Genomic DNA, 26302 nt, shown 5'->3' on the forward strand with positions numbered 1-26302 from the left:
CCGTGTCGTGCCGCGGATCGCGATGGCTCACGGGTTTGCCCGCCCTGCCATCCCGTCACGCGCCGGCGCTGCCGCGTCCATCGCATCCTGGCCTACATATCGTGACGATCGCGAAACGTCCCTTTGACGAGCCGGGATGTGCTGCGGTTTACCCGAAACAGCGAATTCGGTCAATCAGAATATTTGCACTCCCGCCACTTGACCTGCATTGGCGTGTTTTGCCCGTCGGGCAACGCGAGGCATGGTGTGCGCCGCATCGCCTGGCCGCGTCCCGCCGCAGCCAAAGGCGCCCCCGGCGTCTGGTTTGCCACCGACAGCCAGCGCAACAAACGAATGGAGGTTCGTCGCCGAAGGGTCAAAGAGCTGACGTCTCGACCATGTCCAATTCCAGCGCTTGCCACCGCCAGAAAGCAAGATGACAACTTGCGGCGATGGTGGCAGAATGATGACAGACGTGGTTTGAAGACTTGGCGACCAAGAACAACGAAGAGAATAGTTCGCCGCGGTCACGTTGTCCAAGGGAGGAGATGGCTCATGAAACGCATGTTTCTGGGACTGGTCGCCGTTGCCCTGATCGCTTCGGCGTTTGTCGTATCCACCACAACAGTCATGGCGCAGACGAAGGTGTTGAAGATGCAGGCCACATGGCCGGCGTCGCTCACGCTCTATGACAACTTCACCTATTTCGTCGATCGAGTGAACAAGCTGTCAGCCGGCGCGCTGAAGATCGAGGCGATGCCCGCCGGCCAGGTCGTGCCGGCGTTCGAGGTGCTGGACGCAACCAACAAGAAGGTGCTCGACGGAGCGCATGCGTGGGCCGGCTACTGGACCGGCAAGAACAAGACCGCGATCCTGTTCACCGGCGGTCCCGGCGGCACCTTCGGCATGGACTTCATGGACGTGATGGGTTGGCTCTATCACGGCGGCGGCCTCGAGCTTTACAACGAGTTTTATCAGAAGGAGCTCAAGCTCAACCTCGTCGTGTTTCCAATCCTGCCTGCAGGGCCGCAGGCGTTCGGCTGGTTCAAGAAGCCGATCCAGACGGTCGAGGACATGAAGGGCATGAAATGCCGCCAGACCGGCATGGCCGGCGAAGTGTGGCAGGCGCTCGGCTTCACGGTGGTCAACATGCCGGGCGGAGAAATCATTCCCTCCGCGCAACGCGGCGTGATCGATTGCGCCGAATGGGTCGGCGGCATCGAGGACATGCAGCTCGGCTTCCACAACGTCTGGAAGTATCACTATTCACCCGGCTTGCATGAGAACGTGACGGTCGGCGAGCTCGTCATCAACGGCGATGTGTGGAAGGAGCTCAGCCCGCAACATCAGGAGATCATCAAGTCGGCGGCCAACGAGACATTCCTCGTCTGGTGGACCAAGTGGCAGCGCCAGAACGCCGATGCGCTGATTGAGATGCAGCAGAAGCACGGCGTACAGATTCTCCGCACGCCGACGGAGATCCTGCTGGCCTTCATCAAGAAGTGGGACGAGATCGCGGCCGCCGAGGGCGCCAGGAACCCGTTCTTCAAGAAGGTGCACGACTCGCAGAAGGCGTATGCCAGCGCTGTGGTCCCGTACAAGAGGTCTTACTTCCCGCCATACTCCTTCATGGCGAACTACTACTTCCCAACCGAGAAATAGGACTTCCTCCGAGGGCGGCCGATTTGACCGCCCTCAATTCGCACGCAGGCGGCCTGCTTTGCGCCGCACGAATGATCGGCGAAAGGGGCGAGGCATGGCTGAGATAACAGGCGGGCAGCCACCGGCGCTTCTGGCTATCATCAGGATGATCGACGGCTTCACCGACCGGACCGGCACGATCATCTCGTGGCTCTCGGTGCCGCTGGTTCTCGCCGTCGCCTATGAGGTTGGGGCGCGTTACCTGTTCAACGCGCCGACCATATGGGCCTACGACGCAACCTACATGCTCTACGGCTCGCTCTTCATGCTTGGCGCCGCTTACGCGCTGCACAAGGGTGCTCATATCCGTACCGACTTCTTCTGGGAGAAGTTCTCGATCCGTAGGAAGGGCTGGATCGATACGATCTCCTATGTCGTCTTCTTCTTCCCGAGCCTGATCATGCTGTTCCTGATCAGCTGGAACGAATTTCACTACGCCTGGCTGATCAACGAGACTTCGGACCAGACTCCCTGGCGGCCCGTGCTGTGGCCGTTCAAATTCGTCGTGCCGCTCGCCTGCCTCCTGCTGCTGGTCCAGGGCGTGTCCGAGTTGATCAAGAGCATCTACATGGCGCGCACCGGCGTCGAGCTGGAGCATAAGGAGAAAGTCGAGATATGACCGCAGAAGCGCTCATCGGCCTCATCATGCTGCTGGTGCTGCTGGGCGCGATCTTCATCGGTGTGCCGATCTCGTTCACGTTGCTGTTTCTCGCCTTCTCGTTCGGCTACTGGGGCATGGGCGGGACGGTCTTCGAGCTTGGTTACTTCCAGACCATCGGCATGATGAAGGAAGAACTTCTCGCCGCCGTACCGCTGTTCATCTTCATGGGCTTCATCACCGAGCAGGCGGGACTCATGGAGCGCCTTTTTACGGCGTTCCGCATGCTGCTTGCGCCGGTGCGCGGCGCACTCTTCCTCGTCGTCATCCTGACCTCGACCGTGTTCGCGATGGCGACAGGCATCGTCGGCGCAGCCGTCACCGTTCTTGGCATCATGGCATCGCCGATCATGACGAAGGCGGGCTATGATGCCAAGCTTTCAGCGGGCACCATCACGGCGGGCGGCACGCTCGGTATTCTCATTCCCCCGTCGGTCATGCTGATCGTGATGGGGCCGGTGCTCGGGGTTTCGGTCGCCGATCTCTATGCTGCAGCCTTCGGACCGGGCTTTCTGCTGGCCGGCGTCTACATCATCTATCTGATGGGCCGCTCCTTCATCAATCCCAAGCTCGGGCCGCCAGTGCCAAAGGATGAGCGGATCTACTCCGCTGGATACATTGCACGCGAGGTGGCCGTCGGAACGCTGCCGCTGCTCGGGCTCATCACGGCGACGCTCGGCTCGATCATCGGGGGGCTTGCGACGCCGACGGAGGCCGCCGGCATCGGCAGCGTCGGCGCGCTGATCCTGGCCATCGCATATCGCAGGTTCTCGCTCAGCGGACTGCAACGGGCGCTGATCTCGACGATGGCGACGTCGAGCATGGTCCTCCTGCTGGCGGTCACGTCGAACATTTTCGGTGCGGTGTTCGCCCGCCTTGGCTCAGCGAACTGGATCACCGAGACGATGCTCAGCCTGCAGTTGCCGCCGAGCCTCATGCTGATTGTCGTGCTCCTTCTCATTTTCCTGCTGGGGTGGCCGTTTGAGTGGCCGGCCATCATCCTGGTGTTTCTGCCGATCTTCTATCCTGTCGTGAAAGGCATGGGCATCGACCTCATATGGTTCGGAGCGTTGGTTGCGGTGGTGCTGCAGACCGCCTTCCTGTCGCCGCCCGTCGCCATGTCAGCGTACTATCTCAAGCAGGTGGTCAAGGGCTGGAGTCTCGGAACGATCTACGCTGGCATGTTCCAGTTCATGGTGCTGCAGGTGATCTGCGTTGGCCTGATGATTGCCTTCCCCGGCATTGCGACCTGGTTCCCGCACACGCTGCATGAAGCATCTCGCAGCCAGGTGATCCCGGAGGAGTACAGAAAAATCCTGGAACAGCAGAAACAAGCACCGTCCCTGGAAGACGAGGACTGGTTGACACCAAAAAAGAAGTAGCGCGCGCGATTGAGTCCGCGACGGCGCCACACGGCTCCGCTCTGCCGCCGAGCGCCGATGTTGAGGCAACGTCCTAAGCCGGCACGATCACCTTGCCGATCGGCCAGAGCGCGATGCCGGCGAGCTTCAGATGGGCCCAGGCGAAGGGGATGCCGATGATGGTGACGGCGAGAACGAGCGCGGTCAGGAGGTGACCGAGCGCCAGCCACCAGCCAGCGAGCACGAACCAGATGATGTTGCCGATCACCCCGAGCGGGCCGGTGCCGATATCCTCGACGCCGGTGACATCGTAGCGGTTGACCGCCCGGGAGCCGAACGGCAGCAGCGTGTAGACGGCGATGTTGAACGCCGCCCGCGCCCAGGGCAGGCCGATGATGGTGATCGCCATGACAACGGCCGCGATCAGCCAGCCGAACGCCATCCAGGCGCCGCCGATGAGGATCCAGAGGATGTTGAGAAGGATGGAAACGGGGGCCATGGGATGATCCGGAGGTGGATGATCCCATTCATATAGGCTCGGAATTTGTTCGTGCCAGGACGCTTCCAGCGCGCGGGGCGTAGCCCGGATGGAGCGAAGCGTAATCCGGGATGATCTTTCCAGGGCGAGAGATCCCGGATTACGCTTCGCTCCATCCGGGCTACGAAGTAGCTAGATCTTCCGGCCCGCCTGCTCCCAATAGGGATCGCGCAGGCGGCGCTTGAAGATTTTTCCGGAATCTTCGCGCGGCAGGCCGGTGCGGATCTCGATGTGCTTGGGCACCTTGTAGTCGGCCAGATGCGCCTTCAGCGCGGCGCGGACATCGGAAGCAGCGAGCGTGACCCCGGGTTGCGGCTCCACCACCGCCATCAGCGCCTCGCCGAACTCGGCGTCGGGGATGCCGAACACGGCGCAATCATGCACGCCGGGCACCGCATGCAGCACGGATTCGATCTCGGCCGGGTAGATGTTGACGCCGCCTGATATCACCATGTCGCGCTTGCGGTCGCAGATGAAGACGTAGCCGTCTTCATCGATATAGCCGACGTCGCCGGAGGTGATGAAGCCGTCGCGGTCGATCTCGGCGCGCTTCTCCGGCTTGTTGTGATAGGTGAAATCGGCCATCTCGGCCATGCGCGAATAGATCTCGCCGATCTCGCCGACCCCGAGCACGCTTCCATCCTCGCCGATGAAGCGCAGCTCGGCGCCGGGCGAGATCCTGCCGACGGTGCCGGGCTTCTTCAGCGCGTCCTCCGACGTCGCGAAGGTCACGGCGCTGGATTCGGTCGAGCCGTAGAACTCGTAGATCACCGGCCCCCACCATTCGATCATGGCGCGCTTGACGTCGGCCGGGCACGGCGCGGCGGCGTGGATGACGTGGCGGAGCGAGGAGACGTCGTACGTCCTGCGCACCTCCTCGGGCAGCTTCATCAGGCGGATGAACATGGTCGGCACCATGAAGATGGTGTCGATCTTGTAGTGCTCGATCGCCTGCAGGAATTCCTCCGCCTCGAAGCGCGGCATCAGCACCAGCACCCCGCCGAGCTTGCCGGCGCGGATGCCGAACGAGTTCGGCGCGGAATGATAGAGCGGCCCCGGCAGCAATGCGCGGGCGCCGGGCTTGAGCCCATAGATCATCGCACGCATGCGCTCACCGGCAGCCTGCTGCTCCGGCGTCGGCGCGTTGCGGCGGACGCCCTTGGGATGGCCTGTCGTGCCCGACGTGTAGATCATGTTCATGGGCTGCGGCACGATCGGGCCGTCATAGGGCGGGTGTTGCGCGAGCCAGGCTTCGAAATCGATCGCGAAGTCCGGCGTCTTCAGATGATCGGGATCGATCTTGTAGTTGGAGCGGATTTCCGGCGGCGTCGGCACGCTGAGCACGGTGACTCCCTCAGGAATCGCATCGCGCAAACCGTGCAGCATGTCGGCATGAGCGATCAGCACGGCGGCGCCGGAATCCTTCAGGATGTAGGTGATCTCCTCCGGTTTGAAGTGCCAGTTGATCGGCACGCCATAGGCGCCCAGCCGCATCGCGGCGTAGGCGGCTTCCAGGAAGGCGATGTCGTTGCGCATCAGCATGCAGACGCAATCGCCTTGGCGGACGCCGATCTTGGCGAGGCCGGAGGCGATGCGGTCGGCGCGCTCAGTGACCTCGCCGTGAGAGCGGCGGCGCTCGCCGGAGACGATGCCGAGGAAGGGGGACGTTTGGCTCATTGTTGTTTTTCTTTGTTGTTGTTTGTGCCGTCATTCCGGGTCGATGCGCAGCATCGAACCCGGAATCCATTTCACAGCGAACGATGCGGCTCGATGGATTCCGGGCCTGCGCCTACGGCGCATCCCGGAATGACCCAAAGCTAATCCGCAAAATTCGGCGCGCGCTTTTCCAGATTGGCGCGCACGGCCTCGGTCTGGTTGGGGCTGCCGATCAGCTTCTGCTGCTCGACGGATTCGGCGAGCAGCGCCGGGCCCGGATCGACCGAGAGATTGTTCAGCATCCGCTTGGCCGCGCGGATCGCATCGGGGCTTTTCCCTGCGATCTCGCGCGCGACATCAAGCGCTGCAGCGCGCGGATCGTCGCAGATGCGCGTGGCGAGGCCGTAAGCCAGCGCCTCCTGCGCCGAGAAGATCCGCCCGGTGTAGGTGAGATCGCGCAGGATGTCATCGCGCACCAGCGAGGCCAGGATCGGCGTGCCAGCCATGTCGGGCACGAGGCCCCATTTGATCTCCATGATCGACATGCGCGCATCCGAGCTGAGAAAGCGCATGTCGGCGCCGAGCGAGAGCTGGAAGCCGCCGCCGAAGGCGACGCCATGCACGGCCGCGATCACGGGCATCGGAAGCTGACGCCAGCCCCACACCGCCTGTTGCGCGAAGTTGGCCTTGCCATAGGTCCGCACCGTGAGATCGCGATTTTCGCCACCCGGAATTCCGTTGCCGCCCTTCTCCTTCATGGCGGCAAAACGCCCCATGTCCAATCCAGCGCAGAAGGCACGGCCTTCGCCCGAGAGCACGACGGCGCGCACGCCCTTCTCCTTCGAAAGCCGGTCGGTTGCGGCGACGAGGGCCTCGAACATGGGCTGATCCAGCGCGTTCATCTTGTCGGCGCGCACCAGGCGCACGTCGGCAACGCCTTCCGAGATCGAGATCGAGACGCGATCTTCCATGGACGAATTCTCCCCTAGTTCTTGCCTGTTCTTGTTCAGTGCCGCTTTACAGGACGCCGGCGGCCGGATTTAGTCAATCGACCAATTAACTGACAATCCCTACGGGGGAAACAGCCATGTTCAAGGAAAATCTTCTGGCCGGCCGGCGCATTCTCGTGACCGGCGGCGGCACCGGTCTCGGCAAATCGATGGCGGCGCGCTTTCTCCAGCTCGGCGCCGAGGTGCACATTTGCGGTCGGCGCAAGATCGTGTGCGACGAGACCGCAACCGAGCTGATGGATCTGTATGGCGGCCGCGTCACCAGCCACGGCGTCGACATCCGCAACGCGCTTGCGGTCGAGGAGATGATCGAGAGCATCTTCCGCGATGGCCCCCTCACCGACCTCATCAACAATGCCGCGGGCAATTTCATCTCTCGGACCGAGGAGCTCTCGCCGCGCGGCTTCGATGCGGTCGCCAACATCGTCATGCACGGCACGTTCTACGTGACACATGCGGTCGGCAAGCGCTGGATCGCCTTGAAGCAGCCCGGCAACGTCGTCTCGATCACCACGACCTGGGTGCGCAACGGCTCGCCTTACGTGGTGCCCTCGGCGATGAGCAAGTCGGCGATCCACGCCATGACGATGTCGCTTGCCACCGAATGGGGACGACACGGCATCCGCCTCAACACCATCGCCCCGGGCGAAATCCCGACCGAGGGCATGAGCAAGCGCATCAAGCCCGGTGACGAAGCCGGCGCGCGCACCAGGGCGATGAACCCGATGGGCCGGGTCGGCACCATGGAGGAACTGCAGAACGTGGCCGTGTTCCTGATCTCCGGCGGCTGCGACTGGATCAACGGCGAGACCATCGCCATGGACGGCGCCCAGGCGCTCGCCATGGGCGGCAACTTCTACCAGCTCCGCGACTGGAGCGACGACGACTGGAAGACCGCGCGCGAGAGCATCATGGCGCAGAACGAGAAGGACCGCGCGAAGCGGGGATGACGGCGCATTGCAAATGCGCGGACATGTAAGGGGCTGACGTTTTCACCACGCCCCCAGTTGTCGTCCCCGCCTAGTGCGCAAAGCGCACGGGGGCGGGGACCCATAACCACAGGGAGCAGTCGTGGCGCGAGACAGGTAACTGCGTGTCTTCGCCAAACAACTTCCTGTGGCTATGGGTCCGGATCTGCGCGCGCTTGAGGCGCGCGCTTGTCCGGGACGACAGCGGAGCCCATCTTGTCTTCACCGGCGGATGACGCCACACTCCCGGGCATAAAAACAAACGCCTGCGGGAGAAACATGTCCATACAGAAACTGGCGAACCTCGCCGACATGGTGCGCGAGCGTGCAAAGAGCCGCGGCAGCGCCATCGCCTATGAATTCGAGGGCCGCACCACCATCTTCGCCGAGTTCGACATCAAGACCAACAAGGTGGCGAACGCGCTCCTCGCAATGGGCGTGAAGAAGGGCGACCGCATCGCCTATCTCGGCAAGAACAGCGACATCTATTTCGAGCTCCTGATGGGGGCGATGAAGACAGGCGTCGTGATGGCGCCGGTGAACTGGCGGCTGGCAGGGCCCGAGGTCGCCTTCATCGTCTCGGATTGCAGGGCGCCGGTGCTGTTCGTCGGGCCGGAGTTCATCACTCAAGTGCGCCAGATCCGGGAGCAGATACCAAGCGTGCGCACCGTCATCACCACCGAGGGCGGCGCGCCGGAATGGCCGGATTTTACGGCATGGCGCGATGCGCAGAGCGGCGATGATCCGAAGGTGCCGATCGACACCACGGACATCGCGATCCAGCTCTACACGTCGGGCACGACGGGCAAGCCGAAGGGCGCGATGTTGTCGCATGCCAACTTCCTCAACCTGGTGCAATCCGGCAATGCCGAGGACAAGCCGGAGTGGAACCGGTGGTCGACCGACGATGTCTCGCTGGTGGCGATGCCGATCTTTCACATCGGCGGTTCGGGGTGGGGCGTCATGGGGCTCTATCACGGCGCCCGCGGCGTGATCGCGCGCGAGTTCGACCCGACCAAGGTTTTGGATTTCTTCGAGCAGTCGGGCATCACAAAACTGTTCATGGTGCCGGCGGCGATGCAGTTCGTGGTGCGGCAGCCACGCGCCAGGACGGTCGACTTCTCGCGGCTGAAATACATGCTGTACGGCGCCTCGCCGATTCCCGCAGCGCTGCTGAAGGAATGCATCGAGGTCTTCAAATGCGGCTTCGTGCAGCTCTACGGCATGACCGAGACCACCGGCACCATCGTCGCGCTGCCGCCGGAGGATCACGTCGAGGGGCTGGAGCGGATGCGCTCGGCCGGCAAGGCGCTGCCGGGCGTCGAGATCGCGATCCTGGATCCGGACGGCAAGCCGCTGCCGCCGCGGCAGGTCGGCGAAATCGCAACGCGCTCGGGCTCCAACATGGCCGGCTACTGGAACCTGCCGGAGGCGACCGCATCCACGCTGCGCAGCGACGGCTGGCTGCGCACCGGCGATGCCGGCTACATGGACGAGGACGGCTATCTCTACATCCACGACCGCATCAAGGACATGATCATCTCCGGCGGCGAGAACATCTATCCGGCCGAGGTCGAGAGCGCTCTGTGCGACCACCCCGATGTCGCGGAAGCCGCCGTGATCGGCGTGCCTGACGACAAATGGGGCGAAGCCGTGAAGGCGATCGTGGTGATGAAGCCGGGCAAGCAGGCGACTGCCACCGAGATCATCAACTTCACCCGGACGCGCATCGCCGGCTACAAGACGCCGAAGAGCGTGGAATTCCTGCCTGCGCTGCCGAGGAATCCGTCAGGCAAGATCCTGCGGCGGCAGCTGCGCGAGCCGTATTGGGCGGGGAAGGATCGGCGGGTGAATTGATCCGCGGTGCCGTAGGGTGGGTTAGCCGTAGGCGTAACCCACCTCTTTGCAATCCACGCGGATGGCGCTGGTGGGTTACGCCCTGCGATCGCGCTTCGCGCAATCGCAGCGCTAACCCACCCTACGATAGCAGTGCGAGCCTCTAATGCTTCCCCGGCCCCATATAGCCGAATAAGAACCCCGCCACTTTCCGCATCTGGATCTCCTCGCTGCCTTCGGTGATCCGATAACGGCGATGGTGGCGATAGATGTGCTCGAACGGCTTGTGGCGTGAATAGCCCATGCCGCCATGGACCTGCATAGCGCGGTCGGCGGCCTCGCAGCAGAGGCGGTTTGCCCAATAATTGCACATCGAGACCCGGTCGGACAGGGTGCGCTCGATTTGCTCCTCGTTGAGCTGGTCCATCTCCCAGGCGGTCTTGCGGATCAGGAGGCGCAGCATCTCGGCTTGGGTCGCAAGCTCGACCAGCGGGAACTGGATCGCCTGGTTCTCGGCCAGCGCCTTGCCGAACGGTTTGCGCTCACGCGCGTATTTCACACTCTCGTTGATGCAGTAGACCGCGGCGCCGAGCGAGCTTGCCGCCTGGCGAATGCGGTTCTGGTGCACGAAGCATTGCGCCAGCGACAGGCCGCGGCCGACCTCGCCGAACAGCGCATCCTCCGGCACGAAGACGTCGGTGAAGCTGACGCGCGGATGGTCGGTCGGCATGTTGAAGGTCCACATGTACTCCTCGACCTTCACACCATGGGTCTTCGCCGGTACCAGGAAGCAGGTGATGCCGCGGGCGTCGCCATCGTTGCCGCTGGTGCGCGCGAACAGCGCGCAGTGCGTGGCGACGTGCATGCCGGTCGTCCACATCTTCTCGCCGTTGATGATCCAGCCCTTGACGTTGTCGCGCGTGGCTGCCACCGCGCGCGTCTCCATGTGGGTGGCATCCGATCCGTGATGCGGCTCGGTCAGGCCAAAGGTGATGCGGTACTTGCCCCTGATCGAGCCGTCGATCATCGCCTTCTGGTCGTCGCGGCCGTAGCGGTCGAGCATGGTGACGACGGGGAAGTTGCCGACGATCGAATGCTCGTTCTGGAGGTCGTTGTGCAGGCCGAGACCCTTTGCGGCAAAATGCTCGCGGATCACGGCCATCCAGAGGTTGGAGCCGTCCTTGCCGCCATATTGCTTCGGCACAGGAAAGCGCAAATGCCCGGCGGCATCCGCGAGGTCCTTGGCCTTGCGCAACAGCGCCTCCCATTCGTGGCGCGGCAGGCCGCCATTCTCGAAATCGGTCCGCGCCCATTCGCGGCGATGGTCGAAGAAGCGGATGTTGTCGTCGGCCCGTTCCAGCGGCTTGATCTCGCGTTCGATGAAACGGTCGAGCTCTCCGAGATAGGCGACGAGATCGGCAGGCAATGAGAAATCCACAGGTTCTCTCCCGGATTGATTTTATCGTTTTGCGTTAAGGCGCTGGGCGCATTCTTGCTTGGTGCGATTAAGGTGAGAAGAGCGCGTGCAAGTCAAGCAAGCCGAGATGTGAGGAGCGCAAGGCGCGCCCGCGCAATTCGATGGTGCTCTGGCGCACCCGCACGGTAGTATGGGGCCAATATTCCTTCGAAAGAAAATCCGGGAGCGCGCGATGGAGCTGAAATTCTCAAAGGTGGAACGCAAGGGGCCGATCACGATCGTGACGCTGTCGCGGCCCGAGGTCTACAACGCGCTGCACACCGATGCGCACTTCGAGCTTCAGAAGGTGTTTGACGATTTCTCCGCCGATCCCGAGCAGTGGATCGCGATCGTCACGGGCAGCGGCGATAAGGCGTTCTGCGCCGGCAACGATCTGAAGTGGCAGGCAGCGGGGGGAAAACGCGGCTGGGACAAGGGCGGCTTCGCCGGCCTCACCTCACGCTTCGACTGCGACAAGCCGATCATCGCCGCGGTGAACGGCGTTGCCATGGGCGGCGGCTTCGAGATCGCGCTCGCCTGCGACCTCATCATCGCCGCGGAGAACGCGACCTTCGCCCTGCCCGAGCCGCGCGTCGGCCTTGCCGCGCTCGCCGGCGGCTTGCACCGGCTGCCGCGCCAGATCGGGCTGAAGCGCGCCATGGGCATGATCCTCACCGCGCGCCATGTCAGCGCCAAGGAAGGGCTCGAGCTCGGTTTCGTCAACGAGGTGGTGCCGCAGGGCGAGGCGCTCGCGGCCGCGCTGCGCTGGGCCGAGATGATCGCCAAGAATTCGCCGATGTCGATCCGGGCCTCGAAGCAGGCGATTCAGAAGGGGCTTGGCGTGTCGCTGGAGCAGGCGATCGCGGAGCAACGGGACTATCCGGCCGTGCAGGCGATGGTCGCCTCGCAGGATTATATCGAGGGCCCGAAGGCGTTTTCCGAGAAGCGGCCGCCGAAATGGGTGGGAAAGTAGGAAACGGGTCTCCCCACTCGTCATTCCGGAGCGCGCCGACAGGCGCGAGCCCGGAATCCATTGAGCGACAGAACGTGCGGATGAATGGATTCCGGGTTCGTCGCTTCGCGACGCCCCGGAATGAGCGGAGAGAGGAGCGCCCCCTCTCTCAACACTGTCATTGCGAGCGTAGCGAAGCAATCCAGGCTGCCCAGCAGAGACAGTCTGGATTGCTTCGTCGCAAGGGCTCCTCGCAATGACGGGGAGAGACCTACCCGCTTCGTCCTAGTTCGCGCTTGTACGACGCATAATTCGGCTGATCGACCGCCAGCTTGTCCATCGTGGTTGCCCACAGGTGCTCGGCGAGGCCTGGGGTCGCGAGATCCATCTCCCCGCTCGCGATGCGATGTGCGAGAACACGGTTGAGCTCCATGACCGAGCCGTCGATGCCGAGCAGCGCGCGCAGGCGCTCCACCTCCTTCGCATCGCTTCCCTCCTCCCGCGTCAGCTGCCGCGTGACGAGGTCGAGGATGTTGATGGCGACGCGCAGCTTGAAGGCTTGGTGGCCGGAGATCAGCGGCGTGATGTCGCTGCGGAGGAAATCGGCGACTGCCTTGGTCAGCTCGATCGGGGTCGGCTCGTCCTGCATGTGTCAGCTCCCGCGCGGCGCCAGAAGCCGCAACAGATCGATCTCGGTCTCGCTGGCGCGGCGGCCGATCATGGCGCGCTCCATGGAATGGTCGGGCCCCTCGCGAAAGCGCTGCATCATGCCGCCGCACATGATGCCCCAGCGCAGCGTGCCCATCACTTCCCAGAACTTGACGCGCTCAGGGTCGACCTTGCGGCCCGAAGCCTCGTAACCGGCGAACAATTCCTCGCGCGAGCCAAAGCCGCCGACGGGCTTGTCGATCTCGCCGAAGCGCCAGGAGTTCACGCAGACCCAGCCGAGGTCCTCCATGGGATCGCCGAGATGGGCGAGTTCCCAGTCGAGCACGGCGCGAACGCCATCCGCGCCGATGATGAGATTGCCGTTGCGGAAATCGCCGTGCACCAGCGTGGTCTCGACTGAGGGACCCGGATCGTGGTCGCGGAGCCAGCGCAGCGCCAGCTCGAACACGGGCTTGGGCCAGTTCAGGCTGCGATAGTCGCGCTCGAACTCGGCGATCTCCTGGGTCGCGCCCCTGTTGCGCAGCGCAGGCAATTTTTCCTGCGGTAGCCTGTGAAGGCCCGCGAGGATGCCACCGATCTGCCGCGCCAGATGCGGCCGCGCCGCCGCGTATTCCTCATCGCGAAGAATCTTGCGCGCGATGGTCTCGCCCTCGACCCGCTGCATGATGAAGCCGGTGCCGAGATCGTCCTCCGGCACCAGCACATGCAGGACGCGCGGCGACGGCACGCCGGCCTCATAGGCGAGCTGCATCAGCTGCGCTTCCGCGCCAAGGCCAGCCGCACGGGTCGGCGCGGCGCCATAGCCCTTTGGCGAGCGCCGCAAGATCGCGCCGATCGGCCCGTCGGGATGGGTGATGTCGAAGCGCCAGGTTTCCTGGCTGGCGCCGCCCGACAATTTAGCCGCCCCGGTGACGCCGGTCGCCCCTTTGCACCAGCGCCGGACGCTGCGTGAAAGCGCCGCCTCGATCATTTGCCCTTGAACTGCGCGGGCCGCTTCTCGAGGAACGCTCCGACGCCCTCGCGGAAATCCTCGGTGTCGCCGGCGCGGAGCTGGCACTGGAATTCCAGATTGAGCTGATCCTCGAAGGAATTTTCCGGGCTGTCCCAATAGAGCTTGCGGATCAGCGACAGCGCCACCGTCGGCCCGCTGGCGAGATCGCGCGCCAGCTTCATCGCTTCCTCCATCAAGTCGCCGTCATCATAGACGCGGTTGACAAGGCCCCATTCCAGCGCCTTCTCGGCCGGCAAGCGCTCGCCCATCAACGACAATTCGATCGAGCGCGCGCGGCCGACGAGGCGCGGCAGCAGCCAGGTCGAGCCGCAATCCGGCACGAGGCCGATGCGGCGGAAGGCCTGCAGGAAATAGGACGAGCGCGCGCATAGGATCATGTCGCCGAGCAGCGCGAAGCTCATGCCGGCGCCGGCGGCCGGGCCATTGACCGCGGTGACGATCGGGCAGTGCAGGTTGCGGATGCGGCGCAGGAAGGGATGAAAGCCGGTCTCCAGCGTAAGGCCGGCCTTGGTCTTCTTCGCCTGGTTGTTGCGGCCTTGCAGATTGGCGCCCGTGCAGAACGCCCGCCCCGCACCGGTCAGCACCACGCAGCGCACCTCGTCCTTCTTCTCCTCGATCGCATCGAGCGCCTCGGAAAGACCGCCCAGCATGTCGACGGAGACCGCGTTCATCACCTCCTGATGGTCGAGCTTGAGGATCGCGACCGAGCCATCGAAGTCGAGCGTGACGTGTTTGAACTGCATGGTTTCCTCATCAGTTGCGGCCCGCACCAGTTTCGCAGGCCGGAATTCGTTTTGCCGGGGCGCATATTTGATTTTTGGCGCGGTCTTGTCCATGGTGATCGGAGCATAGCAAGCAATCTTGTGCGCAGCGGCTGATGCGCCGCAGTCTAAAAACAGGAAACGCGCCATGAACCTCTTCGACCTTTCCGGCCGCGTGGCCGTGATCACCGGTGGCAATGGCGGCATCGGGCTCGGTATCGCGCAGGCGCTCGCGGGCCAGGGCTGCAACGTCTCGATCTGGGGCCGCAATGCTGACAAGAACAAAGCCGCTGCCGCGAGCATGGCGGGCCTCTCCGGCAAGGTCGGCAGCCGCGTCTGCGACGTCACCGACCCGGCCTCGGTCGCTTCAGCGATGAAGGCGACGCTCGACACCTTCGGCCGGGTCGACGGCTGCTTCGCCAATGCGGGCATCGGCGGCGGTGGCCGGCGCGCCTTCATCGAGCGCACCGAGGAGGAATGGCGCACGATGTTCGCGACCAATCTCGACGGCGTGTTCCACGCGTTCCAGGCCGCCGCCAAGCACATGACGGATCGCGCCAATGCCGGCGATCCCTTTGGCCGGCTGGTCGCGACCTCGAGCCTCGCCTCGATCTTCGGCACGGCGCGCAACGAGCATTATGCCGCGACCAAGGCCGCCATCAACGCGCTGGTGCGCGCGCTCGGCGTCGAGCTGGCACGTCACGGCGTCACCGCCAATGCGATCCTGCCGGGCTGGATCAAGAGCGACATGACCGCAGGGCTCATGGCGAACGACAAGTTCGTAGCCAACGTGATGCCGCGGATTCCGATGCGGCGCTTCGGCGAAGCCTCCGATTTCGGCGGCATCGCGGTGTATCTGATGAGCAAGGCGTCGTCGTATCACACCGCGGATACGTTCGTGATCGACGGCGGCTATACCGCGTTTTGATTCTCGTAGCCCGGATGGAGCGCAGCGAATCCGGGACGGCCAAAAGCAAGCAAGACCCGGATTTCGCTCTGCTCCATCCGGGCTACAACACTGAGGGAACGGGCAAATGTTTTCACACGTCATGATCGGTACCAACGACCTGGACAAGGCCAAGGCGTTCTACGACCAACTGCTCGGCACGCTCGAGGTGCGGCCGGCCAGGGTCGACGGCCACCGCATCTTCTACATCACCAAGACCGGAGTGTTCTCGGTATCGAAGCCGATCAACGGCGAGCCGGCGACCTGCGCCAACGGCGGCACGATCGGCTTTGCCGCCAATTCGCCGGAACAGGTCGATGCGTGGCACGCGGCGGGCGTTGCAGCCGGCGCAAAATCGATCGAGGATCCGCCCGGCATTCGCCAGGGCCCGGGCGGCAAGCTCTATCTGGCCTACCTGCGCGATCTCGATGGCAACAAGATCTGCGCGATGCATCGGATGGCGAACTAGCCACATCCACTGCTGTCATTCCCCGCGACCCGGCTACGCCAAGGCTTCGCCGGGGTTGAGGTCCAGGGGCGCCGAAGCTTTAGCGTAGGCGGCAGGCGGGGAATCCCATACGCCGCAGCTACTCTGTTCAATCACTGCCGTCTCGGAGTGCTGGATCGCCCGCCCCAGTGCGCAAGTGCGCACAAGGCGGGCGATGACGGCGGAGAGCGTGGCGCGGGCGTGCCCAGCGCGCCGCGCCCATTCAAACAACATTTCAAACGGCCTTGCGATATTCCATCGCATGGCATGGCCTCACGCGAGAAAATGCGCGCTCGCACTTTGACGGCGCTGCGACTATTCTTGCGCACAACACATTCCAACGATCCCGGGAGGACCAATGACAAAACACACCTACATTCCCCGCACCACCAACTACACGCTCAATCCCGGCGACGAGCTCAACGACTTGCGGATGTCGGACCAAGTCCGGCCGCTTTACGATCACGTCAAGAAGTTCATCCGCGATACCGTCGAGCCGATGTCGATCGAGTTCGCCAAGGCCGGCGAGGGCAAGGAAGATCGCTGGAGTTTTACGCCGAAGCAGCTCGAGGTGCTGGAGAAGGCCAAGAACAAGGCCAAGCAGGAAGGCCTTTGGAACTTCTTCCTGCCCGATGACGAGACCGGCCAGGGCCTGAAAAATCTCGACTACGCCTATATCGCGGCCGAGCTCGGCAAGAGCCCGCTGGCCTCGGAGACCATGAATTGCTCGGCGCCCGACACCGGCAACATGGAGGTGCTGGAACGCGTCGGCACCAAGGAGCAGAAGGAGAAATGGCTGAAGCCGCTGCTCAACGGCGAGATCCGATCGGCCTATGTCATGACCGAGCCGAACGTCGCCTCCTCCGACGCCAAGAACATCTCGACCACCGCAAAGCTGGTCGGCGACGAATGGGTGATCAACGGCGAGAAGTATTACATCTCGGGTCTCGGCGATCCCCGTTGCAAGATCCTCATCGTGATGGTGAAGACCAACCCGGACGCGCCGCCGAGCAAGCAGCAGTCGCAGATCCTGGTGCCGCGCGACACGCCCGGCGTCGAGGTGCTCGGTCCCATGTACGTGTTCGGCCAGGACCACGCCCCGCGCGGCCACATGCACATGCGCTTCAACAATGTGCGCGTGCCGAAGGAGAACATCCTGCTCGGCGAAGGCCGTGGCTTCGAGATCTCGCAGCTCCGCCTCGGCCCCGGCCGCATCCATCACTGCATGCGCACCATCGGCAAGGCCGAGAAGGCGCTCGACCTGATGGTGCAGCGTGGCCTCACCCGTGAGGCCTTTGGCAAGAAGATCGCCCATCTCGGCGGCAACATGCAGATCATCGCGCAGGCGCGCTGCGAGATCGAGGCGATGCGGCTGATGGTGCTGAAAGCGGCGAAGGCAATGGACGTGCTCGGCAACAAGGAGGCCCGCGTCTGGGTCTCCATGGTCAAGGCCATGGTGCCCGAGCGCGCCTGCAGGATCATCGATCAGGCCATCCAGATGCACGGCGCCACCGGCATCTCGCACTGGACCCCGCTCGCCGAGATGTACCAGGACGTGCGGCACCTGCGCTTCGCCGACGGTCCGGACGAGGTGCACTGGATGGTGGTGGGCCGCCACGAGCTGAGCATGGCGTAAGGCGCCTTATCTCTTTCCCCTCTCCCCGCTTGCGGGGAGAGGGTGAGGGGGATTCTCCGCGAGGACGGTGACAGTCGGACTCGCGGAGAGCCCCCTCACCCGCCGCGCATTCCGCGCATCGGCCTCTTCCCGCAGGCGGGGAGAGGCGAAGAAAGCCGAGGAGCCACCATGGACTACGCCGCCAGCGAGCTGACGCCACGCGAGCGCTACAAGGTGCTGACGTCCTTCATTCTGCCGCGGCCGATCGCGTGGGTGACCACGCTCGGGCCGACCGGCGTGGTCAACGCCGCCCCGTTCAGCTTCTTCAACGCCTTCTGCGAGGATCCGCCGCTCTGCATGTTCGCGGCCAACCGCAAGCCGAACGGCGAGGACAAGGACACGTTTCTCAACATCCAGCGCACCGGTGAATTCGTGGTCAACCTCACGGACGAGCCGCTGGCGCGGGCATGCACGAGAGCAGCGGCGATTTTCCGCCTGAGATCAGCGAGCCCGATTATCTCGGGCTGAAGCTTGCGCCCTCGACGAAGATCGGGGTGCCACGGCTAGCTGACACGCCCTGGGCGATGGAGTGCAAGCTCTGGAAGCTGATCGACGTCAACGACGATCGCCGGCTGATCATGGGCGAAGGCCTCCACTTCCACATCCGCGACGAGCTCTGGGACGACAAGGCGATGCGGGTGCACATGGACCGCTATCACCCGATCGGCCGCATGTTCGCCGACCGTTACTGCCGCACCGATGACCGCGTGGTGTTTCCGGCGGCGGAGGGCATGAAGAAATAGGCCGCAGCAACGGTGCGCTCCCTCGCCCCATTCCTACGGGGCCGCGACGAGCTTGGCTCGCGCTGAGAGGGTTGGGGTGAGGGGCCTTTCTCCACGCGCGAGACTGTCGAGGGACCTGTACCCCCTCACCCGAATTCGATCTGCGATCGAATTCGCCTTCTCCCCACTTGCGGGGAGAGGTGATGAACCCGTCAGCTACGTCGCGGGCACGAGCTTGTCCTGGGTCTTGGTCTCGAAGTCGCTCGCGTCGTGGCGCTCGTGGAGCTGGCTGGCGGGATCGCCGGAGACGCGGTTGACCATGCGGCCGCGCTTCACGGCGGGGCGCTGCGCAATCTGGTCGGTCCAGCGCTGCACGTTCCTGTAGTCCTGCACCGACAGAAATTCGCCGGCACCATAGACCAGCCCCTTGGCGAGCGCGCCATACCAGGGCCACACCGCCATGTCGGCGATGGTGTAGTCCTTGCCCGCGAGATATTCGTTGTCGGCGAGACGCCGGTCGAGCACGTCGAGCTGGCGCTTGGTCTCCATTGCGAAACGGTCGATGGCGTATTCGATCTTGGTCGGCGCATAGGCATAGAAATGGCCGAAGCCGCCGCCGAGATAGGGCGCGCTGCCCATTTGCCAGAACAGCCAGGACATCGCCTCGGTGCGGGCCTTGACGTCCTTCGGCAGGAAGGCGCCGAACTTCTCGGCGAGGTAGAACAGGATCGAGCCTGACTCGAACACCCGGACAGGCTCGGGGCCGGAACGGTCCATCAGCGCCGGGATCTTGGAATTCGGATTGATGTCGACGAAGCCGCTGCCGAACTGGTCGCCATTGCCGATCCTGATCAGCCAGGCGTCATATTCGGCGCCCTTGTGGCCGAGCGCCAGGAGCTCCTCCAGCATCACGGTGACCTTGACCCCGTTCGGCGTCGCCAGCGAGTAGAGCTGAAGCGGATGCTTGCCGACTGGCAGCTCCTTGTCGTGGGTGGGCCCGGCAATCGGGCGGTTGATGTTGGCGAATTGCCCGCCGTTCTCCTTGTTCCAGGTCCAGACTTTGGGCGGCACGTAAGGGGCGTCGGTCATGCGGGGCTCCGGGCAAAAAGATGCGTCTGCATTAATTAGCCCGCAAACGGCCGATGACAAGGGCGCCACAATGCATTGCCGGATGGGACAACTCTGCGTTTTGTCATGGCAGCCCCTCCCCTCCGTCATTCCGGGGTGCCCGCAGGGCCTGCGGCGCGCGGATAGAGCGACGTCTATACACAAGATGCCTCGCCAGATCCGGCGTGTCATCGATCCGCTAGCGTCACTTTGCTTTGCCTGCGAAAGCAACGAGAATGCGAAGCCTGCCGCCGGGAGAGAGCCATGAAATCGCCGATCTGCGACATGCTGGGGATCGAATTCCCGCTGCTCGCCTTCAGCCATTGCCGCGACGTCGTTGCCGCCGTCAGCCGCGCCGGCGGCTTCGGCGTGCTGGGCGCGACCGTGCATACGCCGGAGACGCTCGAGCGTGAGCTGAAATGGATCGACGATCACGTCGACGGCAAGCCCTACGGCATCGACGTGCTGATCCCGGAAAACATCTCGACGGCCGGCGAGAAGGACGTCACCTGGAAGAGCCTGGAAGCGCGCGTGCCGCAGGAGCACCGCAACTACACGCGCGATCTCCTGAAGAAGTACGACATCGAGCTGACCACCACCGAGGTCGCGGACAACCAGCCGCAGCCGTTCGACGGCAAGACCGCGCTTCAGCTGCTCGAGGTCTCCTTCAATCATCCGATCCGCCTGATCGCCAATGCGCTGGGCGTGCCGCCGAAGGCGATGATCGAGATGGGCAAGAAGCACGGGGTGCCGGTTGCAGCGCTGGTCGGCGCCAAGGAGCACGCGCTGCGCCAGGTCGCCGCCGGCGTCGACATCCTCGTGGTGCAGGGCACCGAGGCCGGCGGCCATTGCGGCGAGGTTTCGACCATGGTGCTGGTGCCGGAGGTGATCAAGGCGATCAAGACTATCCGAGACGTGCCGGTGCTGGCAGCCGGCGGCATCATGACGGGACGGCAGATGGCGGCCTGCATGGCGATGGGCGCGGCCGGCGTCTGGACCGGCTCGGTGTGGCTGGCCACGGTCGAGTCCGAGACAAGCGAGATCTTTCGCGAGAAGATGATCGCGGCATCCTCGCGCGATGCGGTGCGTTCGAAGGGCCGCACCGGCAAGCCGGCCCGGCAGCTCCGCTCGGTCTGGATCGACGCCTGGGACCGCGCGCCGGATAGCCCGGGCGCGCTGCCGATGCCGCTGCAAAGCATCATTAGCCGCGACGCCTTCCATTCGATCGACCGTGCCGCTGCGGGCGGCAACGCCAGGGCGCGCGATCTCGTCAGCTATTTCGTCGGCCAGGGCGTCGGCCTGATCGACAGCGTCAAGTCGGCGGGTGCGGTGGTACAGGAGTTCAAGCAGGATTTCGCCGAAGCCGTCGAGCACATGAATGCGCTGGTGGCGGAGTGACGATCCCACTTGTCATTGCGAGCGCAGCGAAGCAATCCAGACTGCCTCCGCGGAAAGATCCTGGATTGCTTCGCTGCGCTCGCAATGACGAACAACTGACATCGTGAACTGAAGCAAGAAGAAATGACCAATATCCCCGAAGACCGCATCCCCGTCATCGTCGGCATCGGCGAGATCGTCGATCGCCCCAAGGAGATCGCCGAGGGTCTCGAACCGCTCGACCTGCTCGAACAGGCGCTGCGGCGGGCTGAACAAGACGCCGGCGCAAAGCTGCTCGGCGAGGTGCAATCGCTCGACGTCGTCAATTTCCTGAGCTGGCGCTATCGCGATCCGGAGCAGCTTTTGGCTCAGCGCCTCGGCATCTCGCCCGCGCATTGCTATTACGGCCCAGTCGGCGGCGAGAGCCCGATCCGCTACATCCACGAGGCGGCCAAGCGCATCGCGCGCGGCGAGTGCAGCGTGGCGGCGGTGTGCGGCGCGGAAGCGCAATCGAGCGCTACCAAGGCGGAGCGCGCCGGCGTCAAGCTGCCGTGGACGCCGTTCGCCTATGACGTCGAGGAACCCAAGCGCGGCGCGGCGTTCCAGAAGCCGCTGGCGGTGAAGCTCGGCGTGTTTCGACCTGTGACCGTCTATCCATTCTATGAAGCGGCCTCCTCCGCGCATTGGGGTCAGACGCCACGCGAAGCCATGGCGGAGTCAGGCACGCTGTGGTCGCGCTATTCGGAAGCCGCCGCGGAGAACCCGAACGCCTGGCTGAAGCGGCGCTACACGCCGGAGGAGATTACGACGCCGACCGCGGACAATCGCCTGATCGCCTGGCCCTACAACAAGCTGATGGTGGCGAACCCCAGCGTCAACATGGGCGGTGCGCTGCTGCTCACCAGTCTCGCCAAGGCACGCGCAGCCGGGATCGCCGAAGACAAACTGGTCTACCCGCTCGGCGGCGCCTCCGCGGAAGAGCCGCGTGACTATCTGCTGCGCGACCAGTTTTACGAGAGCCACCCGCAGAACGCCGTGCTGAAAGCGGCGATGGACCTCGCCGGCGGCGACGGCAAGTCCTTCGACGCGATCGAGCTCTACAGTTGCTTCCCCTGCGTGCCCAAAATGGCGCGGCGGACACTGGGCTTAGGTGCCGACGTGCAGCCGACCGTGACGGGCGGCCTCACCTTCTTCGGCGCGCCGCTCAACACCTACATGACGCATGCCGCCTGCGCTATGGTGCGGCGGCTGCGCGACGGCGCCAAGCTCGGCCTGCTCTATGGCCAGGGCGGCTTCGTCACCAAGCACCACGCGCTGGTGGTGTCGAAGACGGCGCCGCGCGAGGCGCTGGTGCAGGAAACGAGCGTGCAGGCCGATGCGGACCGCAACAAGCGCGCGGTGCCGGAGTTCGTCGCGGAGGCCACTGGCAAGGGCACGGTCGAGAGCTTCACCGTGCTTTACGGCCGCGGCGGCAATATCGAGCATGGCGTCGTGATGCTGCGGACAGAGGACGATCGCCGCACGCTGGCGCGGGTCCCGGCGAGCGACGGCGCGACGCTGGCGCAGCTGCTCGCCATGGATCGCACCCCGGTCGGCTCGTTCGGCGAAATCGCTATGGCAGAAGATAACGTGCCCGAGTGGCGGGTGGCGTGATCTCGTAGGGTGGGCAAAGCGAAGCGTGCCCACGGCCTTCGTGTGATCCGGAAAGAATGGTGGGCACGGCGCAAGAGCGCCTTTGCCCACCCTACGAGATCTCAGCCCTTCGGCGCCTGTTTTTTCCGACGCGGTCGAGAGTCAGGCGGCGCGAACCGAGTTCAGGAACTTGCCGACCTCGAGCTTGAGGCGGTTGGAATCGCGGGACAGCATCTGGGCCGCCGACAGCACCTGCGTGGACGCTGATCCCGTCTCCGAGGCGCCGCGCTGCACGTCGCCGACGTTGGACGAGACCTGCTGGGTGCCCAGGGCGGCCTGCTGCACGTTGCGGGCGATCTCCTGGGTCGCTGCGCCCTGCTGCTGCACGGCCGTCGCGATGGCCGAAGCGATCTCCGACAGACGCGCGATGGTGCCGCTGATCTCCCCGATGGCGCTGACCGAATCCTGCGTCGCCGCCTGGATGCCGCCGACCTGCTGGCCGATCTCGCCGGTGGCCTTGGCCGTCTGCTCGGCGAGCGCCTTGACCTCGGAGGCCACCACCGCGAAGCCGCGGCCGGCTTCGCCAGCCCGCGCCGCCTCGATGGTAGCGTTGAGTGCCAGGAGGTTGGTCTGGCCGGCAATCGCATTGATGAGCTCGACGACATCGCCGATCCGCGCCGCAGCCCGCGACAGCTCGCTAACACGCTCGGTGGTGGCATGCGCCTGGCTGACCGCCTCGCTCGCGATCCGGGAGGAATCCTGCACCTGCCGCCCGATCTCGCGCACCGAGGACGACATCTCCTCGGCAGCCGAAGCCACCGAATGGACATTGCTGGAGGCGGCCTCCGAGCCGGACGCAACTACCGTGGCCAGCTCCTGCGCCCGGCCCGCGGTCGAGGACAGGGTCGAGGCCGATGCCTCAAGCTCAGTCGCGGCGGCCGATACGGTCTCGACGATTTCCCCGATCGCCGCCTCGAAACCGTCGGCAAGCTTGGTCATGTCGGCCTTGCGCTGCGCCTCGGCGCGGCGCTGCACCGCCTGCACCTCGTCGCGGCTGAAACGGACGATGGTCTGCACGGTCTGAAGGTTGCGCAGCGCCTCGCCGATCTCGTCGTCGCGCTCGATCACGATGCGATTGTCAAGCTTGTCCTGCACGAGGTTGACCAGCGTGTCGTTGAGCTGCCGCATCGGTCCCTGAATAGCACGCATGGTCGCAAGGCCTGCGAAGCCGACGATAGCCGCACCGGCGACAGCCAGCAGCGACAGGATCAGGCTGGTCGAACCGCCGGTGGCGACCGCGCCACCGATGCCGAGCGCGAGCATGAACAGCGACTGCAGCACCATCATCGTGATCAGGCGCGCCTTCAGCGTCCCGGTAAAGATGCTGAAGTGGTCGAGCCAGGAGCGGCGGCGGATGATGCCGGCGTCGATGCGATAGCCATGCGGCTTCTTCTCGCGGATGGCGGCATAGACCTCTTCGGCGAGCTTGCGCTGGTCGGCCGGCAGCTTGGTGCGGATCGACGTATAGCCCTTGACCTCGCCGTTCTCGCGGATCGGAGAAGCCGTCGCCAGCACCCAATAGAAGTCGCCGTTCTTGCGGCGGTTCTTGACTGCGCCGAGCCAGGGCTTGCCGGCCTTCAGCGTGTCCCAGAGATTGTCGAATGCCTCCGGCGGCATGTCCGGGTGACGAACGATATTGTGCGGCTGGCCCATCAGTTCCGCGGACGTGAAGCCGGCGGCCGCGAGGAAGTCCTCGTTGAAGTACGTGAGCTTGCCCTTCAGATCGGTCCGCGAAACGATCAACGTCTCATCACTGACCGGATATTCAACGGTGGTGACGGGAAGATTCTTGCGCATCAGAGCCCCCAAACAATGCGATATGCGTTCATTCCAGACAGGACGGCCGCTGTTCGAGGCGTCTTCCCTCAATTCTCGTAAGGCGAATTTAACTATCCATGAAATGGGCGCCCCGTATGTTTACGGTCGGCTCCCCATGATCCTACCGCCAGACGACATCGCGCTACCGCAGAAAAAAAGAGCGGCGCTTTTGGCACCGCTCCTGGTTTGATCAATCCACGGCCGCGCCTTACGCGGCGCGGACGTTGGTCAGGAACTTGCTGACCTCGCTCTTCAGCCGGCTCGAATCGTTCGACAACATCTGCGCCGCCGACAGCACCTGCGAGGAGGCCGTGCCGGTCTCGGTTGCGCCGCGCTGCACGTCGGTGATGTTGGACGACACCTGCTGGGTGCCCTGCGCCGCCTGCTGCACGTTGCGGGCAATCTCCTGCGTCGCGGCGCCCTGCTCTTCCACCGCAGCCGCGATGGCCGACGAGATCTCCGACAAGCGCTCGATGGTCGAGGAGATCTCCTTGATGGCGCCGACGGAATCGTTGGTCGCCGCCTGGATACCGGAGATCTGCTGGCCGATCTCGCCGGTCGCCTTCGCGGTCTGCTCGGCGAGCGCCTTCACCTCGGAGGCGACGACGGCAAAACCGCGGCCGGCTTCGCCGGCGCGCGCCGCCTCGATGGTGGCGTTCAGCGCCAGCAGGTTGGTCTGGCCGGCGATGGTGTTGATCAGCTCGACGACGTCGCCGATGCGCGCGGCGGCCTTGGACAATTCGCTGACGCGCTCGGTGGTGGCACGGGCCTGACCGACTGCATCGCCCGCCATCCGCGCCGATTCCTGCACCTGGCGGCTGATCTCGCCGACCGACGAGGCCATCTCCTCGGTCGCCGAGGCCACCGACTGCACGTTGGTGGAGGCTTCCTCCGAAGCGCCGGCCACCGTGGTCGCGAGCTTCTGGGACCGCTCGGCCGTACCTGTGAGGGTGGTGGCCGATGCTTCCAGCTGGGTCGATGCCGACGACACTGTTCCGATGATCTGGCCGACGGCGCTCTCGAAGTCGTCGGCGAGCCTGACCATGTCGCGTTTGCGCTGCTCGGCATTGCGACGCTCGGTTTCAACCTGTTCCGCCTTCAGCCGCTCGACCTCGATGGCATTGGTCTTGAACACCTGGACCGCCTGAGCCATCTCACCGATCTCGTCCTTGCGTTCGATACCCGATACGATCACCGAGGTGTCCCCATTCGCGAGAACACCCATCTCGGTCGTGATGCGCTGGATCGGGCGGGTGACCGCGAAGGCGACGCCGAAGGCGCCCACGAGCGAGAGCAGCAGGGTGACGAGGCCTCCGATCAGCATGGCCATGGTGGCGCTGGACGAGGCGGCGTCGGAGGCAGCCGCCCGCACTGACAACAGCGACCGCTCTTCCCTGTCCATTTCCTGGACGACGGCGCGGAGGCCATCCATCGACTTCTTGCCGGCTCCGGAAGCCTCGAGCTCACGCGCCTTCGCCTGGGTTGCCGGATCCTTCATCAGCGCGATTTCGCGCTGCGCGACGTTGGTTGCCCAGTCGTTGGCAAGCGCCTTGACCTGCTCGAGTCGCTTCTGCTGCGTGGCGTTGTCCGAGGTCAGGCTGCCGACTTTGGCCGCCGCAGTCTGAAATTGTTTCAGCCCGGCTTCGTAAGGAGCGAGAAAGCCGGCATCGCCAGACACGAGATAGCCGCGAACGCCGGTTTCCTGATTGACCATCGCACCGACAAGCTCGGAAAGCTGCTCCAGCACCTGATAGGTATGCACTGTCATCTTCGCCGTGGAATTCATTACGCTCAGCGAGTTGTAGATGGCTGCGGTGCTGCCGGCGACGACGAGACAGATCGCCGCGAATACGGCGGAAACCTTAATGGAAATACGAAGGTTGTTGATCCAAGACATTAAATCCTCCCCAATGCTGACGGT

General features: G+C 64.3%; 21 protein-coding genes and 1 pseudogene. 12 read left to right on the forward strand and 10 right to left on the reverse strand.

Going from position 1 to position 26302, the window contains the following annotated elements:
- Positions 1-534: 534 nt before the first annotated feature.
- The 3 genes from ACTEK7_RS09500 to ACTEK7_RS09510 all read left to right on the forward strand — a co-directional run bounded on the left by ACTEK7_RS09500 (position 535) and on the right by ACTEK7_RS09510 (position 3720).
- Positions 535-1641 (forward strand): TRAP transporter substrate-binding protein, encoded by a 1107-nt coding sequence (locus ACTEK7_RS09500; protein ID WP_036006206.1) that lies wholly within the window; start codon positions 535-537, stop codon positions 1639-1641.
- A 94-nt stretch (positions 1642-1735) separates the two neighbouring features.
- The gene (locus ACTEK7_RS09505) at positions 1736-2299 is read left to right on the forward strand and encodes a TRAP transporter small permease subunit (protein WP_085968941.1); all 564 of its coding nucleotides are present in this window, start codon (positions 1736-1738) and stop codon (positions 2297-2299) included.
- Entirely contained in the window at positions 2296-3720 is a 1425-nt protein-coding gene (locus tag ACTEK7_RS09510; RefSeq protein WP_225146072.1) for a TRAP transporter large permease, read from the forward strand. Before ACTEK7_RS09505 ends, ACTEK7_RS09510 begins: the two co-directional genes overlap by 4 nt.
- A gap of 73 nt (positions 3721-3793) precedes the next feature.
- Here the strand turns inward: ACTEK7_RS09510 and ACTEK7_RS09515 are convergent, their stop codons facing one another.
- The 3 genes from ACTEK7_RS09515 to ACTEK7_RS09525 form a co-directional block, all read right to left on the reverse strand.
- Positions 3794-4198: a YccF domain-containing protein gene (locus tag ACTEK7_RS09515; RefSeq protein WP_036023017.1), complete on the reverse strand. Its 405-nt coding sequence runs from the start codon at positions 4196-4198 to the stop codon at positions 3794-3796.
- Between the two features lie 171 nt (positions 4199-4369).
- Positions 4370-5914: an acyl-CoA synthetase gene (locus tag ACTEK7_RS09520; RefSeq protein WP_225146073.1), complete on the reverse strand. Its 1545-nt coding sequence runs from the start codon at positions 5912-5914 to the stop codon at positions 4370-4372.
- 140 nt (positions 5915-6054) lie between these two features.
- A complete protein-coding gene (locus ACTEK7_RS09525; RefSeq protein WP_109144462.1) occupies positions 6055-6864 on the reverse strand; it encodes a crotonase/enoyl-CoA hydratase family protein in 810 nt (269 codons plus the stop codon).
- A gap of 116 nt (positions 6865-6980) precedes the next feature.
- Here ACTEK7_RS09525 and ACTEK7_RS09530 point away from each other — a divergent pair, with 116 nt between their 5' ends.
- Together ACTEK7_RS09530 and ACTEK7_RS09535 are read left to right on the forward strand one after the other, a co-directional pair.
- Positions 6981-7853: an SDR family oxidoreductase gene (locus ACTEK7_RS09530; protein ID WP_036023013.1), complete on the forward strand. Its 873-nt coding sequence runs from the start codon at positions 6981-6983 to the stop codon at positions 7851-7853.
- 297 nt (positions 7854-8150) lie between these two features.
- Positions 8151-9728: a fatty acid--CoA ligase gene (locus ACTEK7_RS09535; RefSeq protein WP_225146074.1), complete on the forward strand. Its 1578-nt coding sequence runs from the start codon at positions 8151-8153 to the stop codon at positions 9726-9728.
- 142 nt (positions 9729-9870) lie between these two features.
- Here the strand turns inward: ACTEK7_RS09535 and ACTEK7_RS09540 are convergent, their stop codons facing one another.
- Positions 9871-11145: an acyl-CoA dehydrogenase family protein gene (locus tag ACTEK7_RS09540; RefSeq protein WP_036016255.1), complete on the reverse strand. Its 1275-nt coding sequence runs from the start codon at positions 11143-11145 to the stop codon at positions 9871-9873.
- Between the two features lie 211 nt (positions 11146-11356).
- Between ACTEK7_RS09540 and ACTEK7_RS09545 the strand changes: the two genes are divergently transcribed.
- Positions 11357-12136, forward strand: a complete 780-nt coding sequence (locus ACTEK7_RS09545; RefSeq protein WP_036016254.1) for an enoyl-CoA hydratase-related protein — start codon at positions 11357-11359, stop codon at positions 12134-12136.
- 250 nt (positions 12137-12386) lie between these two features.
- On the opposite strand, the gene ACTEK7_RS09550 is transcribed toward ACTEK7_RS09545, so the two are convergent.
- Genes ACTEK7_RS09550 through ACTEK7_RS09560 form a run of 3 tightly spaced genes read right to left on the reverse strand, consistent with a single transcriptional unit; the run spans position 12387 to position 14539 of the window.
- The gene (locus ACTEK7_RS09550) at positions 12387-12764 is read right to left on the reverse strand and encodes a DUF6285 domain-containing protein (RefSeq protein WP_036016253.1); all 378 of its coding nucleotides are present in this window, start codon (positions 12762-12764) and stop codon (positions 12387-12389) included.
- 3 nt (positions 12765-12767) lie between these two features.
- Positions 12768-13754 (reverse strand): phosphotransferase family protein, encoded by a 987-nt coding sequence (locus ACTEK7_RS09555; RefSeq protein WP_036016252.1) that lies wholly within the window; start codon positions 13752-13754, stop codon positions 12768-12770.
- Positions 13751-14539 (reverse strand): enoyl-CoA hydratase/isomerase, encoded by a 789-nt coding sequence (locus tag ACTEK7_RS09560; protein ID WP_036016260.1) that lies wholly within the window; start codon positions 14537-14539, stop codon positions 13751-13753. Before ACTEK7_RS09560 ends, ACTEK7_RS09555 begins: the two co-directional genes overlap by 4 nt.
- Positions 14540-14705: 166 nt before the next feature.
- Between ACTEK7_RS09560 and ACTEK7_RS09565 the strand changes: the two genes are divergently transcribed.
- The 4 genes and pseudogenes from ACTEK7_RS09565 (at position 14706) to ACTEK7_RS09580 (ending at position 18408) form a co-directional block, all read left to right on the forward strand.
- Complete coding sequence (locus tag ACTEK7_RS09565; protein WP_036016250.1) at positions 14706-15485, forward strand: SDR family NAD(P)-dependent oxidoreductase; 780 nt, start codon at positions 14706-14708, stop codon at positions 15483-15485.
- A gap of 106 nt (positions 15486-15591) precedes the next feature.
- On the forward strand, positions 15592-15972 hold the full coding sequence (locus ACTEK7_RS09570) for a VOC family protein (RefSeq protein ID WP_036023004.1): 381 nt from the start codon (positions 15592-15594) through the stop codon (positions 15970-15972).
- A 376-nt stretch (positions 15973-16348) separates the two neighbouring features.
- Positions 16349-17626 carry an acyl-CoA dehydrogenase family protein gene (locus ACTEK7_RS09575; protein WP_225143807.1) on the forward strand — a complete coding sequence of 426 codons (1278 nt, stop codon included), beginning with the start codon at positions 16349-16351 and terminating at the stop codon, positions 17624-17626.
- Positions 17627-17794: 168 nt separating this feature from the next.
- Positions 17795-18408: pseudogene (locus ACTEK7_RS09580) on the forward strand (flavin reductase family protein).
- 195 nt (positions 18409-18603) lie between these two features.
- Here the strand turns inward: ACTEK7_RS09580 and yghU are convergent.
- On the reverse strand, positions 18604-19476 hold the full coding sequence (gene yghU, locus ACTEK7_RS09585) for a glutathione-dependent disulfide-bond oxidoreductase (protein WP_109144471.1): 873 nt from the start codon (positions 19474-19476) through the stop codon (positions 18604-18606).
- 282 nt (positions 19477-19758) lie between these two features.
- Here yghU and ACTEK7_RS09590 point away from each other — a divergent pair, with 282 nt between their 5' ends.
- Positions 19759-20892 (forward strand): nitronate monooxygenase, encoded by a 1134-nt coding sequence (locus ACTEK7_RS09590; protein WP_225146075.1) that lies wholly within the window; start codon positions 19759-19761, stop codon positions 20890-20892.
- A 123-nt stretch (positions 20893-21015) separates the two neighbouring features.
- Positions 21016-22524, forward strand: coding sequence for an acetyl-CoA acetyltransferase (locus tag ACTEK7_RS09595; protein WP_225139547.1), 1509 nt, complete (start codon positions 21016-21018; stop codon positions 22522-22524).
- A 141-nt stretch (positions 22525-22665) separates the two neighbouring features.
- Here the strand turns inward: ACTEK7_RS09595 and ACTEK7_RS09600 are convergent, their stop codons facing one another.
- Together ACTEK7_RS09600 and ACTEK7_RS09605 are read right to left on the reverse strand one after the other, a co-directional pair.
- A complete protein-coding gene (locus ACTEK7_RS09600) occupies positions 22666-24360 on the reverse strand; it encodes a methyl-accepting chemotaxis protein (RefSeq protein WP_225134082.1) in 1695 nt (564 codons plus the stop codon).
- A 229-nt stretch (positions 24361-24589) separates the two neighbouring features.
- Entirely contained in the window at positions 24590-26278 is a 1689-nt protein-coding gene (locus ACTEK7_RS09605) for a methyl-accepting chemotaxis protein (RefSeq protein WP_225146076.1), read from the reverse strand.
- Between the last annotated feature and the right edge of the window lie 24 nt (positions 26279-26302).

It is taken from the genome of Bradyrhizobium sp. JHI2711, from assembly GCF_056156565.1.

What these genes read in the sequence shown, in the direction of transcription:
- ACTEK7_RS09500 (WP_036006206.1), top strand. Translation starts at nt 535, where the DNA reads ATGAAACGCATGTTTCTGGGACTGGTCGCCGTTGCCCTGATCGCTTCG.
- ACTEK7_RS09505 (WP_085968941.1), top strand. Translation starts at nt 1,736, where the DNA reads ATGGCTGAGATAACAGGCGGGCAGCCACCGGCGCTTCTGGCTATCATC.
- ACTEK7_RS09510 (WP_225146072.1), top strand. Translation starts at nt 2,296, where the DNA reads ATGACCGCAGAAGCGCTCATCGGCCTCATCATGCTGCTGGTGCTGCTG.
- ACTEK7_RS09515 (WP_036023017.1), bottom strand. Translation starts at nt 4,198, where the DNA reads ATGGCCCCCGTTTCCATCCTTCTCAACATCCTCTGGATCCTCATCGGC.
- ACTEK7_RS09520 (WP_225146073.1), bottom strand. Translation starts at nt 5,914, where the DNA reads ATGAGCCAAACGTCCCCCTTCCTCGGCATCGTCTCCGGCGAGCGCCGC.
- ACTEK7_RS09525 (WP_109144462.1), bottom strand. Translation starts at nt 6,864, where the DNA reads ATGGAAGATCGCGTCTCGATCTCGATCTCGGAAGGCGTTGCCGACGTG.
- ACTEK7_RS09530 (WP_036023013.1), top strand. Translation starts at nt 6,981, where the DNA reads ATGTTCAAGGAAAATCTTCTGGCCGGCCGGCGCATTCTCGTGACCGGC.
- ACTEK7_RS09535 (WP_225146074.1), top strand. Translation starts at nt 8,151, where the DNA reads ATGTCCATACAGAAACTGGCGAACCTCGCCGACATGGTGCGCGAGCGT.
- ACTEK7_RS09545 (WP_036016254.1), top strand. Translation starts at nt 11,357, where the DNA reads ATGGAGCTGAAATTCTCAAAGGTGGAACGCAAGGGGCCGATCACGATC.
- ACTEK7_RS09550 (WP_036016253.1), bottom strand. Translation starts at nt 12,764, where the DNA reads ATGCAGGACGAGCCGACCCCGATCGAGCTGACCAAGGCAGTCGCCGAT.
- ACTEK7_RS09555 (WP_036016252.1), bottom strand. Translation starts at nt 13,754, where the DNA reads ATGATCGAGGCGGCGCTTTCACGCAGCGTCCGGCGCTGGTGCAAAGGG.
- ACTEK7_RS09560 (WP_036016260.1), bottom strand. Translation starts at nt 14,539, where the DNA reads ATGCAGTTCAAACACGTCACGCTCGACTTCGATGGCTCGGTCGCGATC.
- ACTEK7_RS09565 (WP_036016250.1), top strand. Translation starts at nt 14,706, where the DNA reads ATGAACCTCTTCGACCTTTCCGGCCGCGTGGCCGTGATCACCGGTGGC.
- ACTEK7_RS09570 (WP_036023004.1), top strand. Translation starts at nt 15,592, where the DNA reads ATGTTTTCACACGTCATGATCGGTACCAACGACCTGGACAAGGCCAAG.
- ACTEK7_RS09575 (WP_225143807.1), top strand. Translation starts at nt 16,349, where the DNA reads ATGACAAAACACACCTACATTCCCCGCACCACCAACTACACGCTCAAT.
- yghU (WP_109144471.1), bottom strand. Translation starts at nt 19,476, where the DNA reads ATGACCGACGCCCCTTACGTGCCGCCCAAAGTCTGGACCTGGAACAAG.
- ACTEK7_RS09590 (WP_225146075.1), top strand. Translation starts at nt 19,759, where the DNA reads ATGAAATCGCCGATCTGCGACATGCTGGGGATCGAATTCCCGCTGCTC.
- ACTEK7_RS09595 (WP_225139547.1), top strand. Translation starts at nt 21,016, where the DNA reads ATGACCAATATCCCCGAAGACCGCATCCCCGTCATCGTCGGCATCGGC.
- ACTEK7_RS09600 (WP_225134082.1), bottom strand. Translation starts at nt 24,360, where the DNA reads ATGCGCAAGAATCTTCCCGTCACCACCGTTGAATATCCGGTCAGTGAT.
- ACTEK7_RS09605 (WP_225146076.1), bottom strand. Translation starts at nt 26,278, where the DNA reads ATGTCTTGGATCAACAACCTTCGTATTTCCATTAAGGTTTCCGCCGTA.